Source organism: Planktothrix sp. FACHB-1365, from assembly GCF_014697575.1.
Taxonomy (GTDB): domain Bacteria; phylum Cyanobacteriota; class Cyanobacteriia; order Cyanobacteriales; family Microcoleaceae; genus Planktothrix.
Window position 1 is genome coordinate 150,348 of record NZ_JACJSC010000004.1, and the last position, 18,049, is coordinate 168,396.

Genomic DNA, 18,049 nt, shown 5'->3' on the forward strand with positions numbered 1-18,049 from the left:
CGCACCCTACCCTGGTCAATTATCTTCTGTTATTACATTTGACTCGTTGGCTTTCTATTGTGTAATCTCGTGGAATTGTACTTAAATCCATTCCCGGTTGATAAATTGTTTTTGCATCCCATAATTTAGCTCCCGTTAAGTTAACTCCGTTTAAATTTGTTTGAGCATCAATAATGACCCCACTTAAGTCAGTTTTACTTAAATCTGCTCCACTTAAATCTGCTCCACTTAAGTTAGCATCAACAAAATTAGCAAAGGAAAAATTAGTATTCTTTAAATTGGTATTCGATAGGTTAGCACAGGTAAAAAATGCGCCTCGGAAATTACCACCACTGAGGTTAGCATTACTTAGATTTGCTTGTCGTAATTGAGAATTCACGCGGCTTTGATTACTTAAATCTGCCCCTTGTAAATTACATCCTTGACAAGAACGAGCTTGACCGCTTAAGAAAACCGCCGGATCTGTTGTGTTAAATTGAGCCACCGTTGGTGCGACAAAAACAACAGGAGCAAATAAAGCCAAAATTCCCCAATATTTATATTTCATGGATCATAATCCTCAGCTATTATGATTTAATTACTAACATATAAAATTCATGATGTCAATTTTAAATCTGATTTCCGATGCCCTAATATTCTAACGAGTTAATTTAATCATCGATTTAGCTGATTTAAAGATAAAATAGAAACAATAATTATAATCTCTTTAATGGGATTGCGGATCTAAAGCATCCCTTAAACCATCCCCCACTGCATTGATACTCAAAACTGTTAAAAAAATCGCTAACCCTGGAAATAAAGCTAAATAAGGGGCAGTTTCTAAATAATTTTGAGCATCATAAAGCATTCTTCCCCAGGTGGGAACATCGGGGGGAAATCCTAATCCTAAAAAACTTAAGGTGGATTCTGTAATAATCGCAGTTCCCACTGATAAAGTCGCTGCGACAATTACAGGACTCAAAACATTAGGAAGAATATGCACCCAAATTAATCGATTAGAAGATGCACCGATCGCTTTAGCAGCCGTAATAAAATCGCGTTCTTTTGTGGTGAGAAAACTAGCCCGAACTAATCGCGCCACCGACATCCAATTTAACGCCCCCACAACCATAATAATTAATAGGAAAATACCCACTTCTGGCCCCGCAATTTGTTTCAGAGGTTCTCGAAATAGATAAATGACTAATAATAATACTGGTAATTGTGGCAAAGAAAGAAATAAATCGGTTAATCGCATTAGTATACTATCCAAAATTCCCCCATAAAATCCAGCGATCGCCCCGACTAATATTCCTAATAAAATTGCTACTATCATGGCAGCTACACCAACGGTTAAGGAAACTCTTCCTCCGATTAATAAACGAGCTAATTGATCCTGTCCTAAATCATTAGTTCCTAATAAATGTTTCCAACTGGGCGGAGAAAGGGAACTGACAAAATCAATTTCTGTCGGACGAATTTTATAAATCCAAGGGCCAATGATTACAGCTAAAATAATGAACAGCAAAATTAGTGTTCCTAAAACAGCTATTTTATCGCGTTTAAATTGTCGCCAAGCAGTCTGAATTAGGCTTCTAGGTTGGGTGGTTTTAGCGATGGGGTCAGACGGTTTAATTAAAGCCATATTTTTGGGTTAATGATTAATATTGAACTCGTGGATCTAAGAATCCATATAATAGATCAGCCAATAAGTTAAAAAGTACCACTAAAATAGCATAAACCATTGTAATCCCCATAATAACCGGGGTATCACTCCGAAAAATCGAGTCAATTAATAATGCCCCAATCCCCGGAATTCTAAACACCTGTTCTGTGACTAATGATCCCGCAAATAAACCGGGAATTTCTAAAGCCATTAAAGTTACTACTGGAATTAAAGCATTTCTTAAGATATGACCGTTAATTACATTCAATTTCGGTAAACCTTTGGAATAAGCTGTGCGAACATAATTTTGATTCAATTGTTCTAAGAAAGAAGACCGAATAAACCGCATTAAAATTGCAGCTTGATAGAAACCTAAAACACAGACGGGCATAATAGACTGTTGAATTTGTTGCCAAAAGGTTTGTAAATTAGTCACTTGTAAGGTACTATTATAAATGAAGGGAAACCATTTTAACTGGACGCTGAAAATAATAATAAATAGTAATCCGGTAAAAAATGTCGGTAAGGAAAACCCAATAAAGGAAACGGTTGTTACGATTTGATCTAAAATAGAATAGCGTTTTAATGCTGAAATAATTCCCAAAGGAAAGGCGAGTATAACTGCTAACAGATAAGCTAATCCCATAATCCATAAAGTTGTGGGTAAACGTTGTAAAATTAATCCTAAAACCGGGCTGCGACTGGTAAAGGAATAACCTAAGTCTCCTTGCAAAAATGCCCAAACCCATTTTAAATACCGAATGGGAATCGGTTGATCTAAACCCAAAGATCTACGAATATTTTCTCTCACTTCGGGTGTAATTGAAGGATTCGTGGCAAATTCTCCCATCGGATTTCCGGGGGCTAATGCTAAGATGAGAAATACAACAAGACTAATGGCTATTAGGGTGGGAATTGAGGTTAGAATGCGGTTGATGAGGTATCGGGTCATGGGGAATATAAAAATAATAAAAGATAGCCCTGAAGGGCTTACTACGAGCTTACTACGGGGTTTTTTTCCAATCTTTGATGTTCCAGACGGTTAAATCCCAGGGAGTTAATTTTACACCCGTTAAGTTTTGATTAACTCCTCCCACTTCGGCGCGGTGAACTAAGGGAATTACAATCGTATTATTGACTAACATATCATTCATTTTAATCCAAATTTGTTTTTGCTTTTCGGGGTCAATTTCAGTGGTGGCTTGTTCCCAAAGCGCATCATAAGCTGGATTACAATAGCGAGAAACATTATCCCCTGTCCAGTTATTTGCTTTTTGAGGAATGTCATCACAGGTATAGGTTTTTAAATAGGATGTGGGATCAGGATTAGTATTTCCGGTACTAAATAATTGTAAATCTGCTGCAAATCGTTCTGTGGTATCAGGATTAGCAGGATCACTGGAAAAATAAACACTGGGATCAATACTTTTGAGTTCGACTTTCATTCCTAACTGTTCTAAAGATTGTTTAATTACTTCCTGGGTTTTTTGACGTAACGGATTTACAGAGGTTTGAAAGACGATATTCATTTCTACCCCATTTTTATCTCGAATTCTATTATTATTGGTGTCTTTCCATCCTGCCTCATCTAATAGTTTGGCAGCTTTTTCTAAATTAAATTCATAACGGGTATTCGGAGATACCACTTGAGGGGGATTAACAACAAAATTAGAGGTGGGTTTTCCTAAAATTCCATAGAGTTGATTGGCAATAATCTCTCGATTAATCGCTAAACTTAAAGCTTGACGAACTTTAGGATCACTAAAGAAAGGATGGGGAAATTTTAAACTAGATCGTTCGCCGTCGGGGGTGGTTTTATTGGGATCGGTTTGATTAATTAGAATCCGTTCCATTAACGTGCCAAAATTAGAGACAATTTTACCTTTTCCCCCCGCTTCTAAGGGTTTTAAAATATTAGATTCCACCTGAAGATTATAGGCATAATCCGCATCTCCCGTTTGTAAAACTGCTCTAGCTGCGGAGGTTGCATCCCCTCCTCCTTTGAGTTCTAGCCGTTCAAATCCTAACAGTTTTGCCTCTCGAAAATTAGGATTTGCTTCATAAACCACCACATCCCCTGGCTTGAATTCTACCACTCGATAGGGCCCTGTTCCCACAGGTTTTAAATTCCCTGGTGCTTGTCGTGAATTTTCTCCATTATAAGCTTCAAAAATATGGCGAGGTAAAATCATTCCTTCCGTTCCCACAAACACCGAATACCATCCGGGTGTAACGTCTTTGAAGTTAATTTTGATCCTGTGGTCATCAATTTTTTCAATATTATTAATAATTTTATATGTTCCAGATGTGGTGGTTCCTACTTTAGGATTACTAATAAATTCAAACGTAAAAATAACATCATCCGCCGTAAAGGGTTTTCCATCCGACCATTTCACATCTTTTTTGAGTTTCCAGGTCACGGATTTTCCATCTTTGGCAATTCCTCCATTTTCTATCGTAGGAATTTCGGCGGCTAAAAAGGGAACTAATTTTAATTGATTATTGAAACTGGCTAAGGGTTCTAGGGTAATACGGCTGGCTTCGGAATCTTTGAACCCGGTTGATAAATGGGGATTGAGAATGGTTGGAGCTTGCCAATATAATAATTTTAAGGTTTTTTCTGGGGGTTGCTGATTAGAATTGCTCGGATTAGTTGAGGTAGAATTGGGGGAAGACCCACAGGAGGTTAGAGTTAAACTAATCAGCGAAACGAACACAGAAAACCGATAAGACTTCAGATAAATTGAATCAAAGAGCGATCGCATCCTGTACTGAGTAGATTTCATAAAAACTTCAAACTGACGATAAACAACCCTAGAGAGGCATTCATGCCTGTATTCAGTATCACTCGATTATTGAATTTCGTTAATTTTATTACAAAATCTTACAAAAACATCGATTACACTTGACAAAAGCATAAGATTTTGCACTGTGAGGACGATACTATGGGTCTGATCCGCCAAGTTGAAGTTCGCAGACTCAACGCGATGAAGTCGGGAAGGGTTGAGTTTTTTACTCCCCAAACCAGTCAAGAAACGATGATGGTCAGAGTCGAAGCAGGTGCAATTGAACAGCTATTTGTTCATCATTTTCAAACCGATCAACTGTTAGTTGTCCGGGGTGAGTTTGTGATCGTGATTTTACAGAATCGTCAATATTTTTATATTCCTCTGAGTGAAAAGATTCCAACTGTGATTACGATTCCTCCTGGGGTTCCTCACAGTACGATTAACTTAAGTGATGAACCTTGTTTGATAGTGAATGCGGTACTGCGACATGGAGAACCCCACGAACGAGATTATCGCCCCTTAAAACCGCCCTTTCCTTATGATTTAGTCGCAGCAAAACAAGCCCTAGAAACCTTAGATTATCCCGTAACGGCGTAAGGTTTAGGTAGGGAGAATAAAGTTTATTATCTTGCAGCAGAGGATTTAATCTAATAATATTAAAATTGACGATTATGATTTTCTAAAGCCTTGGCACTCTTAAAAATTAAAGTTAAACCCAATTCTAAACAGCAAGCTCTCCAAAAAGAAGTTGATGGCAGTTTGACTGTCCATCTGAAATCTCCCCCGGTGGAGGGAAAAGCCAACCAAGAATTAATTCAATTTTTAGCAAAACAGTTGGGAGTCCCCAAATCTCAGATTACCATTAAATCGGGTTTATCCTCTCGCCATAAATTGGTAGAAGTTCCCGACGTTAACCCCTAGTATAATAAGTGAGTCTGCACCATCAATTTCAGTTTTTTGCCAATGGATGCGTTTCAACCCACCCCACCAGATTGGACTACCGATGCCATTCACGCTTCTGAGTTCTGCTGTCCTCAATGTTCTGCGAGTAGTTTAGAAGCTCAACAGGTTTGGATTAATCGTCGTTCTCCCGTTTACAGTGAAAATAATCGTCGCAAATGGCAGGAATTTTATACTTGTCAATGTGGCTGTGTTTGGTGGGCTTGGAGTAGCGATCGCCCTCCCTCTAACCTCGTTTCTCAAACCGAAGATTCTGATATTTTTTGAGCGTTTAATCTGTAAGTTAGAGGCAACTTCTGTAACTAACGCCCTTATCATTCCAATGCAAGCCATTGGAATGATAAGGCTAGTTAAAAAGCGATCGCTTATCCTTTTAAAGTTGTTCAGGATCAATTCCTAATTCTCGGAGTTTAGCCGCTAACTTATCAGCCCGTTGCTGTAATGTTTCTCGTTGTTGTCGTTCTTTAAAAGCCACTTCTTCAGTCGTTAAAACTAATTCACCTCCTGCTGTAAAAAATCGTAATTTATGATCAAGAATGCCTAAAAATAGGTCTAATTGTTGACTCCATAACCAGCCGTTTTCATTGGGTGAAATCGGTTGATATTGACCCTCAACAATATGAAATCCGGCAAATTCTAAAGTTTTTGGATCAAACCAAAAATAGTCCGGGGTACGAAAAACATCCTGATAGATTTCTTTTTTTTCTCCGCGATCAGTATCAGCCGTTGTTTTGGATAACATTTCAATGATGACATTAGGATATTTGCCATCTTCTTCCCAAACAACCCAACTATTACGGGGTTTTCGTTCAGTTCCCAAAACCACAAAAAAATCTGGCCCGCGAAATTCTTCGGATTTTTTTTGACGTTGACTATAATAAATGGTTAAGTTACCAATGGCATAAAAATCATCTCGATCTTGCCATAACCATTCTAACGAGTTAAGTAAAAGTAGAATTTGGCGGAGATGGAGTTCGCTTTCCAAGGGGGGCTCCTGACTCAATAAATCACTGGGCGGAAATTGTACTTCATTGAGAAGTGTTGGGGTTTGGATTTGTTCTTCAACAATAGACATTATTGAATATCCGTTAGGATGAGTATTTTTTGATTATAGTTTAAAAAAATAGCGATCGCTTCTTCGTAGTGAGTCCTTCAGGACTCTCAGCCCTTTAGGTCTGACTACGGTTTCTTGTCGTAGTAAGTTTTTCGCTTATAATAGTTTTAATCTCTAATTAATCTAAGATAAATCACAATGACTCAATTTACTTTAAATTTAGAAACAATTGATTTGAACGATGAACAATTTTTTCAACTCTGTCAGAATAACCGAGATTTAAGGTTTGAACGTAATGCGAATGGAGAGTTAGTGATTATGTCACCCGCAGGTGGAGAAACAAGTAATCGAAATGCTGGATTAACTGCACAACTTTGGATTTGGAATCAACAATATAAATTAGGAAAAGTCTTTGATTCTTCAGGCGGATTTAAACTTCCTAATGGTTCTGATCGTTCTCCTGATGCGTCATGGATACCGTTAGAAAAATGGAAGCATTTAACTCCTGAACAGCAGAAAAAGTTTTTACCTTTATGTCCTGATTTTGTCATAGAATTACGGTCTGCAAGCGATAACTTAAAAACCCTACAAAATAAAATGAAAGAATATCAAGAAAATGGAACTTGTTTAGGATGGTTAATTGATCCGCAGAACAAAACTGTAGAAATTTATCGTTCTAATCAAGAAGTAGAAATATTAGAAAATCCGTCAACCCTATCAGGAGAAAATATATTACCCCAATTCACCCTAAACCTAGAACAAATTTGGTAAACTTCGTTGTTGTGCTTCAGCACAATCAAAAAACGATAATAAAAACAATTAACCTCAATCTGCTCATCTCTCTTGTTTCTAGGTAGTCTCTTTGAGGTGCAATGCGATCATCCTTTATCCCCTGCAAAAACGCGATTATCGCAATCGAAAACTTGGGGAATGTAAAGATTTTACACTTTCGTTGTTTCGGTTTAGTGCAGATGATATCATCAGTGGTGAAAACTGTGATCAGTCTTCATAAAACTCCTAAAATGAGTCGATTGAAATCACCGAAAACCCAGATAAGGAACGGAAGCTAATGTACATTTATAACTGTATTTTCACAGGAAAAGAGGTATTTTCAGATGCCTACCCACACCAATTAGAAGACGACAATTTTGTTTGGATTGTTGAAGGGAAATACGAAGAATTAAGTGATCCGATATTCGATGAATCGTTATTCGGAGGATATAATTCTGAAGAAGAAGCATCCGTGGTAAGTGAGTATAAACCTGTTGTGAATACTCTAATCAGAGCTTTTCGCTTGGAAGAACCTGTTACAATTACAAGTCTAAACGATTTTAAAAAAGCCTTGAAGAAATACACAGTTAACTTGATGGCTAGACTTAATGAAACAAATCCTTATCGGGTTGTAATTCTTAAATCCAAACTGCCAAAATATGCCAAAGAATGGGCAGAAAACTTCGATAAGATCAGAGTGTATGTAACTGAGGGAGATGGCTTTGAGGTCGAGGGAACCCTGATCATATTAACGCAAGATGTTCCATTTGGTGAGGAAAAGCCTGATGACAAATGTAAAATGACTGTTTTAACAGATTCGTTAGTCAAAGAGAAGTTTTGACAGGTAAAAACAACTTTTTGGGGTAGTTTGTGAGGTGCGAGCTTTTTCTCCTCATTTCTAGGTTGAACCTAGAAATACTATTCATCAAGGCTCCGCCTCCTGTTATTTGAGGTAGAGCCTCAAAATTGGTATTCCAATGCAGAGCCAGGGGGAACCAAGGACGAGCCAACAAAATATTAGCAACTTAACATTGTCACCAAATTTTGATAGTCTGGAAAAAAAATTATGACTTATCAACACTTAGACTGATATAATATTCTCAAATAATAATCAAAGTGGATCTAAATTTTGATTGTCTTTTACATTGATTTATATCAATGGGATCTTCCCTAGTCTTATCTATACTTATATGACTGATGCCAACTGGAATACAATTTTAGATAGTATACCCGATCTAGCTTCTGAAGCTATTGTTAGCGATTACTTTGTTAAGCCCTTGTTAAAGGCTCTAGGGTTTAGTATTGAGGAACAATACCCCGAATTTGCTACGGGTTCTGGGACAGTAGATTTTGCGGCTCGAAAAAATCAAGGCAGTGATCTTTTTAATCGATCAAAGATCAATCCTTATCTGTTGGTAGAAGTTAAAGGTCGAGCGATTGGTGCGGGAGCCAAAATAAATCTCATGGAGAAAACACCGACCAATCAAAAAACTCAAAACCAAATTAAACAATATTTGCTATCCCCTAACTGTAAAACTGCTGAATGGGGAATTATTACAAATTCAATCCATATTCAACTTTTTCGGCGACATGGTAAGGTTGTTCATCCTGCCACACCTTGCTGGCTAATTAAAAAAGATAATATCCTAGATATTGTTAATCGCATTAAGGATTTGATCGAGACTCCCTTACCTGCTTTAGTCGTTAGTCTCTACAATGATAAGGGAGGTGTTGGCAAAACAACAACTACAATCAACCTAGCTTCTATCTTACGGAAACAGAAAAAGAATGTTTTAGTCATTGACTTTGATCCTCAACAGCGAGACTTAACAGATTCACTGGGTTTACAACCTACAAAAACCAAGTTATCTGATTGTTTAATTAATCGATCTTTAAATATTAAAGATGCCATTCAGCCTTTTAAAATTAAAACTAAATCTGGAGAGGTTCGAGTTTTTGACGTTATCCCTTCAGATTCGGGTTTAGATAAATTTAGGCTTGATGACCAACACATCAAAGTTCAAAAAGGGCCTGCAAGGTTAAAAGATTTATTAGATACTTTAAAAGGTAATTACGATTATATTTTAATCGATGCACCGACAAACTGGACGTTTTTTAGCCAAAGTTGTGTTTATGCCTCTGATGTTGTTTTAATCCCAACTAAACACACGAATTTTGCCTCATTAAAAAATGCCAGGAAAGTCATCCTAGAATTTATTCCTGAAATTCAAGAAGTAAGAGATAAAAAAGGAGAGTATGGCCCGATTCCTTTGCCTATTTTTTTTAATGAACATAAAGCAACAGAGACTTCATTGAAACGTGCAAACAGTGAAATTAAGTCGATCATTTCCCTAAAGCAAGGTGATAAATTAGTTTTTAATCCTGATTTATTACCCTACTTTTATCCAAAACATACAAAAGGTAGTCCAGATCAAGCAATATTCAGTATTCCAGAATATGCTATTGTTGCAAGTGCCGCCTTTGAACGCATACCTGCCGTATTGAAGCATAAAACTGTAAACGATTATTATCTTTCTTTAGCACAGGAGTATTTTCTTTATGAGTGATTTTGATAATATTGGTAAATTAATGCACTTGCCTTTAATTGATATTGAACCCGGACAAGAAATTACAGAACCGGAATTTTTTGTTTCAAGTGCAGCCGAAGCTATTTTACAAGCAGAGGGACGAAATTGGGTTCCGGTGATTGTGCAGGAAATTGCAGATTATCAGTATCAAGCGGTGAGTAACCATTTTGTCTATGCAGCGGCTAAAAAAGCACAATTAGAGCGGGTTTGGTGTATTGTTATTGATCCAAAACCTTCTAATATTGAACAAGCTAAAATTTTAACAAGAGAAACTAATCCGCTTGTTAATTTATGTACAGCTTCCAGAGATACAATTCTAGCAGCACTCGGCTATTTACAATCTGAACCTGGAAGTCCTTTAAAAACAAAAACAGTAGATTTAATTAAAGTAACAGACCGTATTCTTGAATCTGATCGAGAAACTTGGGCTGATTTTAATAAACTTATAAAGTTAAAATGCGGAATTATAAAACAAAACCAATTAGACTGTTTAAAACAAGTCTTTTACTGTAAACCAGAACCTCTGCCACCGCCACCGCCAGCACCTGAACCTGTATCTATTAAAAAAGCCAACCGAGATCAAATTTTTGAGCGTCTCAATTATTTATCTATTAATAAAATAGATAAATTTGATAAAATAGATCCGGATCAATTAGCTGATACTCTGTTTACAACTCCTAAAGGTAAATGGAAAAGTTTAAATCCTATTTCAAATCTTGACTGTGGAGTCAGTAAAAATCAAATTAAAACGTTAAAAACCGTATTCTCTTTATAAATAATGGAAAAATATTATTAGGAGAAAATATCTTACCAAGATTTACCTTAACCTTAGAACAAATTTGGTGAAAATTATTTTGGTGAAGATGTAAGAGTTTATCTAGCTTCATAGTAACCTTTTAGTTTTATAATTCTAATAAAGTTTTAATGAGGATAGTTAAATGGCTAAAAAATATTTGATTATTGCTGGTGTATTAATAGTTACTTTTGGTGCTGCCGCTTTTGGATTAGACAAATTAGCTGATCAAAAAGCAGAACAGGAAATTGAACAAAAACTTAGTTTAGGTACAGGTTTAGGTATAGATTGTACAAAAGCGAATGTAAATTTATTCCAGAATAATGTCCAATTCATGGATATTAAGGTTGATAATATAGATGGTTTTGCTAGTCCTTATATTTTTAGAATTAAAAGTATGAGCTTTCAAGCTAAATCATTAGTAAAAAAGCCTTTAGAAATTGAAAAAATTGTTGTTGAGGATATAGAAGTTAATGTTGATGTGCGGTTTGATAATAATGCCACTACACCTGAATCCATGATGGCAATTAACCTAAAAAAATTAGCTGAAAAAGAAAAAAACAAACCGATTCAAGATTCAGATAAACCAGAGGATTTGAACATTAATCAAATGCAATTTAACAACATAATTTTTACTATTAATTTACAACTTCCTGATGGTAAAAATTCTCCTATAACTAAAGAATTTAAAATTGATCAAATAACTTTAGAGCAAGTTACCGGGGAAAATTTACCCGCTCAATTATCTTCTGCATTACAGGAGAAAATATTAACAGAAATAACTGGCTTCATTAATGAGCAAAATTTACCTCAATTAAACTCAATTATAGAAAAATCAAACAAAATAAAACCACCCTCTCCACCCTCTCCTCCCTTTCCACTCTCTCCCCCCTCTCCACCGAAAAAATCATATCTTCCCCCTCCAGCAATATAGAAGGTTTGTAAATCGTAAATTCACTGAATTTGCGATCGCTTAATCATATATGTTCAGGTACAAGAGTGGATAAGATGCCTAAGATTAAAGCGGTTTTGGTATAAGTAGGTAGGCTCTATAAAACCCCACTATATAAATTTGAAATAACAAAGGTAAATAACCATGAATGAGTCTCAAAAAACTGTATTTTATTATAAATAATGCTGAAATATTATCAGGAGAAAATATTTTACCTCAATTTACCTTAAACTTAAAACAAATTTGGTAAACCCCGTTGTTGTGCTGAAGCACAATCAAAAAACTATAATAAAAACAATTAACCTCAATCTGCTCATCCCTCTCGTTTCTAGGTTCTACCTAAGATTCTGATATTTTTTGATCCTCTCATGCCCAAGTTAGAGGGGGCTTTAGGTGAGTATAATTATTGGGGTGGGTCGGTTAAGACTGACTCTATAGTTTTTTCTATATTTAGATCACTACCAATTTTGTTTTTAATCATTTTACAAAAATTTAGAAAAGATTCAAATGTTTTTAAATGATTAGTTGTTTCAACTCTCTTAATTATTTCTTTCAAGTAAAATTCTTTCGCTGCATCACCTGGTTTTGTTTTTTTATATATAGTATTGTTAGCTAAAAATAGAGCTTTTAAGTATTTTTCATGAAATTGAGCATGATTATATCGGGTGGCATCAAAATTACCCATTAATTCTGGATCAAATTGAGATACATCATAATATTTTTTATAGTCTGATAAAGGATAGCCTGAGTATTGCAATAAAGAAGTAGGATTTTTTTGGTATGAAAATATTTTTCGATTACCAAGTAACCATGTTTCAAGACAACGATTTTGGACAATAATTATAAGTTGTGTCTTACCTAAATTTATATTACTTTCTTGTATATAATTTATAATATCATCTTGCCTTTGAGTTACAGTTTGTTCATCAGCATCTACACAAAGAACTAAATAGTCATAATTATTTGTTTCATTAATTTTATCAATTGCATTATCAAGATGATCGGATAAAATATTAGGATAACCTTCTCCACTAATAAGGTAATAATTATTTTTTTGTACTTGATCATGGTATCTAACTTTTTTCAATTCAGGTATTAAATATTTGAGCCATTTTGGATAAAGTGTTATTTCTGTACTCTTTCCCTCTACTAAAAAGTAAATATTCATTAATCCTCCAAATCTTCTTCATCTTCAAGAACATTGATTAAATCAATAAAAGCTTTTTGCCTAGATTCAGAAATATGAAAATCTTCTGCTTTTTTAACAGTTACTAAGCCTCCATGACGAGTAACTATTTTCCAGTATCTAGGGCTAATATTATTAATTATGTAAGGATGATGACTTGTAATCATAAATTGCAAATCTTCCCTTTCTACAATTAACTCCGTTACACTATCAATACAATTAACACCTAAACTATTTTCAAATTCATCAATTAGGATAACACAGTTATCAGGAGATAAATATAATTCGCTAATATACATTAACGTTTTGAACATTCCTGAAGATATATTATCTTGTCTAATCCAAGGTTCAATATCTTTTTCCTTAATTTTTATAAGAATAGCTTCTTTTAAAATATCAGCTAAAGCTAAAGGAAGTTCATCCTGATTAAATGGTTCAACTTTGATGTCTTCAACTTTCTCAAAAATTTCTATAAATACTGACTTAATTCTATTAAAAGTTTCTGGTATATATCTGTAAACTAACGCCAATTTAATTGGTAATGGCAATTCATCATTTTTAATTTCTGACACATCACAATTTTCATATTTTTTCAAAATATTAGTAGAAAGTATTAAAATACCTTCGTTGTCTAAATACTTAGCTGATTCGGTTTCTATGATTTTATCAAATTCTTGTTGTACTGGCTTAATATCTTCTTCTTCACTGAGGAGTTCAATTATACTTTTGAAAGGAGATAATTTGAAAGGAGATAATTTATCTTGAAAAATTATTCCTTTTTCTTGTGTTCTTTCAATTATAGATTTGTCATTTTTAGCTAAATATTCCTCTATGATTTTATATTGATCCTCTTCATCAGAATCAGTCTTTATAGTCTTTATAATTATATTATTTTGTCTAGTTTCAAATTTCCCACGCCAACGATATAAATTCTCGTCCTGAGTTACAAATGTTACATCCCAACAAACTCCATTTAGAGAAATTCCATTAGCAATCATTTTAAGTCGCTTAATTGCCTTCAGTATTTGTGTCTTACCAGCACCAGATATACCAACTAACAAATTAAGATTAGATGAAAATTCAATAGGATTAAGTTTCCATTGGTATTCTTTATCTTCATATTCTAATTTTTTAAGCTTCATAAAAGTTTTTCATTAAATTATAATGTGATTTACTTCTAATCATTGTATCAGATGATTACAAAATTATCATAATTTTTTAGGGGAGTTAAGGTGCGATCGCTCTTTGGGGTGTAGGAGGGTTGAGGTGTGATCGCTTTCCTACTCTTCTATTGAGGTGCTATATATGCCGACAAGCGGTGGCTACGCCATCACGCTCCGTCGAACTCACGTTAATTTTATCCCATAAATTAGGGTCAGAAACCCGGTTTCTTGATCAAAAAATAAGGTGAGTTACAACTTGCGTAAACCCACCTTAAAATCAACATTAAATTAGGGTTTAACCCTTTAAAGCTTCTGCACCACCGACCACTTCCAGCAATTCCTGGGTAATGGAGGCTTGACGAGCTTTGTTATAGGATAACGTTAGGGTTTTAATTAACTCTCCAGCGTTGTCACTGGCGTTACTCATGGCGGTCATCCGCGCGGCTAACTCACTAGCAATAGATTCTTGCCAAGCGCGTAACAATTGGTTTGTTAAAAACAAAGGTAATAACGCATCCAAAATTTGGGCAGGATCTTGTTCAAAAATCATATCTCTCGGTAAATCCGCGAGATTATTTTTGACTTTCTCCCGTGTGACTTCAAATTGACCATTTTTTGTGGTCAAACGGAAGATTTCATCATCTGTTGGCTCTAATCCTTGAGGATCAAGCGGTAACAGAGTTTGAATCACTGGACGAGAAGCAATTAACGAAACAAATTTCGTATAAATTAACTCAATCCGATCCAATTCCCCGGATAAAAATAAAGCCAAAAGATTTTCCGCCGAATCCCGTACTCGGTCTATAGTGGGATTTTTTTCAGGGTTTTCCACCGTTGCGCGGATATCAACATCCCGTCTTTGGAAATATTGAATCGCTTTGCGTCCCACTAACAAATAAGTGCATTGCACACCTTCGGCTTCCAACTCTTTTGCACGAGTTTCAGCCCGTTTGATAATGCTACTATTATAGGTTCCACACAAGCCGCGATTACCGGAAATCACCAGTAATCCAACTTTTTTAACTTCCCGTTGTTTGAGGAGAGGCAAATCTGCTTCTTCAAATTTTAAACGGGATTGTAACCCATAAAGAATTCCGGCTAACCGATCAGCAAAGGGGCGAGACGCTAAAACTTGTTCCTGGGCGCGACGCACTTTTGCAGAAGCCACCAGACGCATCGCTTCTGTAATTTTCTTGGTATTTTTAACCGAATCAATCCGATCGCGGATCGCTTTTAAATTTGACATAGTTTTGCCAGATTTGCGTTATGAAATCAGGAGTCAGGAATCAGGAGTTAGGAGACAGGAATCAGAAGTCAGCTATCAACATTAAAGCTTTACTGTTCCCTGTTCCCTGTTCCCTGTTCCCTTCCCAAAAATTAAGCTGAAACTAAGAAAGTTTGTTTGAATTCTGCGATCGCTTCTTTCAACAGACCTTCAGCTTCATCGTCAAGGAGTTTTTTGCCTTGAACGATTTCGACGTATTTGGGTTTGCTATTTTTGAGATAGTCCCGCAGTCCGGCGGCAAAAACCACGATTTTTTCAACGGGGATCTCATCGAGATAACCGTTAATTCCGGCGTAAATTACGGCCACCTGTTCAAACAATTGCAGAGGAGAATTCTGAGGTTGTTTTAACAACTCTTGCAGCCGTTTGCCCCGTTCTAATTGGTTGCGGGTAGCTTGGTCTAAATCAGAGGCGAACTGAGAAAATGCCGCTAACTCAGCATACTGAGCTAATTCTAATTTAACTTTCCCGGCAACTTTCTTCATGGCTTTGGTTTGAGCCGCAGAACCCACGCGGGACACGGAAATCCCAGCGTTCACCGCCGGACGTAAACCGGAGTTAAATAAGTCAGAAGATAAGAAGATCTGACCATCGGTAATGGAAATCACGTTAGTTGGAATGTAAGCCGAAACGTCACCCGCTTGAGTTTCGATCACGGGTAAAGCCGTCATACTCCCGCCGCCGAGTTCATCGTTAAGTTTGGCAGCCCGCTCTAATAACCGAGAGTGGAGGTAGAACACATCCCCAGGATAAGCTTCCCGTCCGGGGGGACGACGCAGTAACAGGGACATTTGACGGTAGGCTTGAGCTTGTTTTGATAAGTCATCATAGATGACCAGGGTGTGCTTGCCTTTATACATGAAGTATTCCGCCAAGGTTGCCCCTGTATAAGGAGCGAGGTATTGCAGGGTGGCGGAGTCACTGGCGTTGGCTGCGACCACAATGGTATAATCCATTGCACCTTTTTCTTCCAAAACTCCCACCACTTGGGCAACGGTGGAAGCTTTTTGACCAATGGCAACGTAGACGCAGATCACGTCTTCGCCTTTTTGGTTAATGATGGTGTCAATGGCGATGGAGGTTTTTCCGGTTTGACGGTCGCCAATAATTAATTCCCGTTGACCCCGACCGATGGGAATCATGGAGTCAATAGCGGTAATCCCCGTTTGCATGGGTTCGCACACGGAACGACGGGCGATAATCCCAGGGGCGGGAGATTCTAATAAACGGCTATCGGTGGTTTTGACATCTCCTTTACCATCAATGGGACGGGCTAAGGCATCGACAACCCGGCCTAACATGGCATCCCCAACGGGGATCTGAGAAATTCTTCCGGTGGCGGTCACGGCAGATCCTTCTTGGATGTCCCGGCCTTCACCCATTAACACCGCACCGACGTTATCTTCTTCTAAGTTCAAAGCAATGCCGATAGTGCCTTCGGCAAACTCTAACAGTTCACCGGACATGACTTTATCTAAGCCATAAATCCGGGCAATTCCGTCACCGACTTGCAGAACAGTCCCGACGTTGGTTTCTTTAACGTCTTGGTCGTACTGTTCAATTTGCTGCTGAATAATGCTGCTAATTTCGTCAGGTCTGATCGCTACCATTGTTCTTGTCAGTAGTTAGGGGTTATGAGTTAAAACAGATCCCATCTTTATGATGACGGGTCATAACGATTATTGGGCCAATTTCATGCCAATGCGACGCAGTTGTCCGCGCAAACTGGCATCCACCACGCGAGATCCAACTTTGATAATCACACCGCCCAATAAATCCGGGTCAAGGGTGGTGGAAATTTCCACCGAGCGGGCATTGGTCATGGCTTTGACTTTTTCAGTCAAGGTATTTTGTTGAGCTTCGGTTAACGGATGGGCGGAGGTGATTTCTGCCAATACCGTTTGATTGAGTTTCCGCAGTAATACTAAATACTGTTGACCAATTCCCTGTAAGAATAAAATCCGTCCCCGATCCACTAACAGCATCAAGAAATTCCGTAATAAGGGATTAACTTGATCTCCTGTAATGCGTTGCAGAACGGCTTTTTTATCCTGGGGTTTAATCACAGGATTGTCTAAAAAGTTTTTTAATTCTGCGGAATTTTCCAGTAATTCGAGTAATGAGCGGATCTCATTGCCGAATTCTTCGGTTAAATTTCTCGATTGAGCCAAGGACATTAACGCCGAGGCGTAAGGCTCAACAATTTCTCCTGCGATCGCACTCATATTCAACCTCCCAGCAGCGTTAGACTCCGATCAATTAACCGTTCCTGAACAGTGTCGTCAAGCTGTTGTTTGAGTTGAGCTTCTGCCCGTTCAATGGCTTGAGTGGCAATCAGAGAACGCAGTTGAGAAATCACTCGTTCGCGATCTGAATCTAACTCAGCGCTTGCGTTTGCTTTCATGCGTTCTACCTCTTCGGCAGCTTTAGCTAGAATTGATTCTCTAACGGTTTTTGCCCGTTCTTCGGCTTCAGCTAAAATTCGTTGCGCGTCCGTTTGGGCGGCGGTTAATTTTTGCTGTTGTTCTGCTAGAGATGCTTCTGCTTGTTTTTGACGCTGTTCAGCTTCTTGAATCGCTTCTTCAATGGTGGAGCGTCTTTCATTTAGGATTTTTCCTAAAAAGCCTCGCCCAAAGTAAACCAGCACACCAATCAGAATGGCTAGGTTAATTAGGTTCGTCTCAAAAATATTGGTATTGAGACCGAATCCAGCTTCAGAGCTAGCTTCTGTGGCTAGTAATAAAACAGTCTCCATGATGTTCTTCTCATAAATGCGCGGCTTAAGGTTTAACTCCCTATAGGGGGCGTTATCATCTAGCCTGGGCTGTCTTCAATCCGAATTTTCCGCAGTTTCACAAGCTGA

General features: G+C 37.3%; 19 protein-coding genes. 8 read left to right on the forward strand and 11 right to left on the reverse strand.

Annotation, left to right across the window (positions count from 1 at the left end; all coding sequences use genetic code 11):
- Nucleotides 1-19: 19 nt before the first annotated feature.
- The 4 genes from H6G57_RS08070 to H6G57_RS08085 all read right to left on the reverse strand — a co-directional run bounded on the left by H6G57_RS08070 (nt 20) and on the right by H6G57_RS08085 (nt 4,431).
- Nucleotides 20-547 (reverse strand): pentapeptide repeat-containing protein, encoded by a 528-nt coding sequence (locus H6G57_RS08070; RefSeq protein WP_190517508.1) that lies wholly within the window; start codon nt 545-547, stop codon nt 20-22.
- Nucleotides 548-706: 159 nt separating this feature from the next.
- The gene (locus H6G57_RS08075) at nt 707-1,624 is read right to left on the reverse strand and encodes an ABC transporter permease (RefSeq protein ID WP_190517509.1); all 918 of its coding nucleotides are present in this window, start codon (nt 1,622-1,624) and stop codon (nt 707-709) included.
- A 16-nt stretch (nt 1,625-1,640) separates the two neighbouring features.
- Nucleotides 1,641-2,597, reverse strand: coding sequence for an ABC transporter permease (locus H6G57_RS08080; RefSeq protein ID WP_190517511.1), 957 nt, complete (start codon nt 2,595-2,597; stop codon nt 1,641-1,643).
- Nucleotides 2,598-2,649: 52 nt separating this feature from the next.
- Nucleotides 2,650-4,431, reverse strand: a complete 1,782-nt coding sequence (locus tag H6G57_RS08085) for a peptide ABC transporter substrate-binding protein (RefSeq protein ID WP_242048907.1) — start codon at nt 4,429-4,431, stop codon at nt 2,650-2,652.
- 159 nt (nt 4,432-4,590) lie between these two features.
- On the opposite strand from H6G57_RS08085, the gene H6G57_RS08090 reads away from it, so the two are divergent.
- From H6G57_RS08090 to H6G57_RS08100, 3 genes are all read left to right on the forward strand, one after another.
- A complete protein-coding gene (locus H6G57_RS08090; RefSeq protein WP_190517513.1) occupies nt 4,591-5,031 on the forward strand; it encodes a cupin domain-containing protein in 441 nt (146 codons plus the stop codon).
- A gap of 90 nt (nt 5,032-5,121) precedes the next feature.
- On the forward strand, nt 5,122-5,355 hold the full coding sequence (locus H6G57_RS08095) for a DUF167 domain-containing protein (protein WP_190517514.1): 234 nt from the start codon (nt 5,122-5,124) through the stop codon (nt 5,353-5,355).
- A 42-nt stretch (nt 5,356-5,397) separates the two neighbouring features.
- Nucleotides 5,398-5,661 carry a hypothetical protein gene (locus H6G57_RS08100; RefSeq protein ID WP_072717347.1) on the forward strand — a complete coding sequence of 88 codons (264 nt, stop codon included), beginning with the start codon at nt 5,398-5,400 and terminating at the stop codon, nt 5,659-5,661.
- Between the two features lie 106 nt (nt 5,662-5,767).
- Here the strand turns inward: H6G57_RS08100 and H6G57_RS08105 are convergent, their stop codons facing one another.
- On the reverse strand, nt 5,768-6,469 hold the full coding sequence (locus H6G57_RS08105; protein ID WP_190517516.1) for a Uma2 family endonuclease: 702 nt from the start codon (nt 6,467-6,469) through the stop codon (nt 5,768-5,770).
- Nucleotides 6,470-6,646: 177 nt separating this feature from the next.
- Between H6G57_RS08105 and H6G57_RS08110 the strand changes: the two genes are divergently transcribed.
- The 5 genes from H6G57_RS08110 to H6G57_RS08130 all read left to right on the forward strand — a co-directional run bounded on the left by H6G57_RS08110 (nt 6,647) and on the right by H6G57_RS08130 (nt 11,534).
- Nucleotides 6,647-7,219 (forward strand): Uma2 family endonuclease, encoded by a 573-nt coding sequence (locus H6G57_RS08110; RefSeq protein WP_190517517.1) that lies wholly within the window; start codon nt 6,647-6,649, stop codon nt 7,217-7,219.
- A gap of 298 nt (nt 7,220-7,517) precedes the next feature.
- Nucleotides 7,518-8,060 (forward strand): hypothetical protein, encoded by a 543-nt coding sequence (locus tag H6G57_RS08115; RefSeq protein WP_190517519.1) that lies wholly within the window; start codon nt 7,518-7,520, stop codon nt 8,058-8,060.
- 349 nt (nt 8,061-8,409) lie between these two features.
- The gene (locus H6G57_RS08120; protein ID WP_190517520.1) at nt 8,410-9,786 is read left to right on the forward strand and encodes an AAA family ATPase; all 1,377 of its coding nucleotides are present in this window, start codon (nt 8,410-8,412) and stop codon (nt 9,784-9,786) included.
- On the forward strand, nt 9,779-10,582 hold the full coding sequence (locus H6G57_RS08125) for a hypothetical protein (protein ID WP_190517522.1): 804 nt from the start codon (nt 9,779-9,781) through the stop codon (nt 10,580-10,582). The genes H6G57_RS08120 and H6G57_RS08125 overlap by 8 nt, the downstream gene beginning before the upstream one ends.
- A 163-nt stretch (nt 10,583-10,745) precedes the next feature.
- Nucleotides 10,746-11,534, forward strand: a complete 789-nt coding sequence (locus H6G57_RS08130; protein WP_190517524.1) for a hypothetical protein — start codon at nt 10,746-10,748, stop codon at nt 11,532-11,534.
- A 421-nt stretch (nt 11,535-11,955) separates the two neighbouring features.
- Here the strand turns inward: H6G57_RS08130 and H6G57_RS08135 are convergent, their stop codons facing one another.
- From H6G57_RS08135 to H6G57_RS08160, 6 genes are all read right to left on the reverse strand, one after another.
- Nucleotides 11,956-12,720, reverse strand: coding sequence for a hypothetical protein (locus H6G57_RS08135; protein ID WP_190517526.1), 765 nt, complete (start codon nt 12,718-12,720; stop codon nt 11,956-11,958).
- Entirely contained in the window at nt 12,720-13,880 is a 1,161-nt protein-coding gene (locus tag H6G57_RS08140) for an AAA family ATPase (RefSeq protein ID WP_190517528.1), read from the reverse strand. Before H6G57_RS08140 ends, H6G57_RS08135 begins: the two co-directional genes overlap by 1 nt.
- A 316-nt stretch (nt 13,881-14,196) precedes the next feature.
- On the reverse strand, nt 14,197-15,147 hold the full coding sequence (locus tag H6G57_RS08145) for a F0F1 ATP synthase subunit gamma (protein WP_190517529.1): 951 nt from the start codon (nt 15,145-15,147) through the stop codon (nt 14,197-14,199).
- Nucleotides 15,148-15,278: 131 nt separating this feature from the next.
- A complete protein-coding gene (atpA, locus tag H6G57_RS08150) occupies nt 15,279-16,796 on the reverse strand; it encodes a F0F1 ATP synthase subunit alpha (RefSeq protein WP_190517531.1) in 1,518 nt (505 codons plus the stop codon).
- A gap of 69 nt (nt 16,797-16,865) precedes the next feature.
- Complete coding sequence (gene atpH, locus H6G57_RS08155) at nt 16,866-17,411, reverse strand: ATP synthase F1 subunit delta (RefSeq protein WP_072717040.1); 546 nt, start codon at nt 17,409-17,411, stop codon at nt 16,866-16,868.
- Nucleotides 17,412-17,413: 2 nt separating this feature from the next.
- Complete coding sequence (locus tag H6G57_RS08160) at nt 17,414-17,941, reverse strand: F0F1 ATP synthase subunit B (RefSeq protein WP_072717041.1); 528 nt, start codon at nt 17,939-17,941, stop codon at nt 17,414-17,416.
- Between the last annotated feature and the right edge of the window lie 108 nt (nt 17,942-18,049).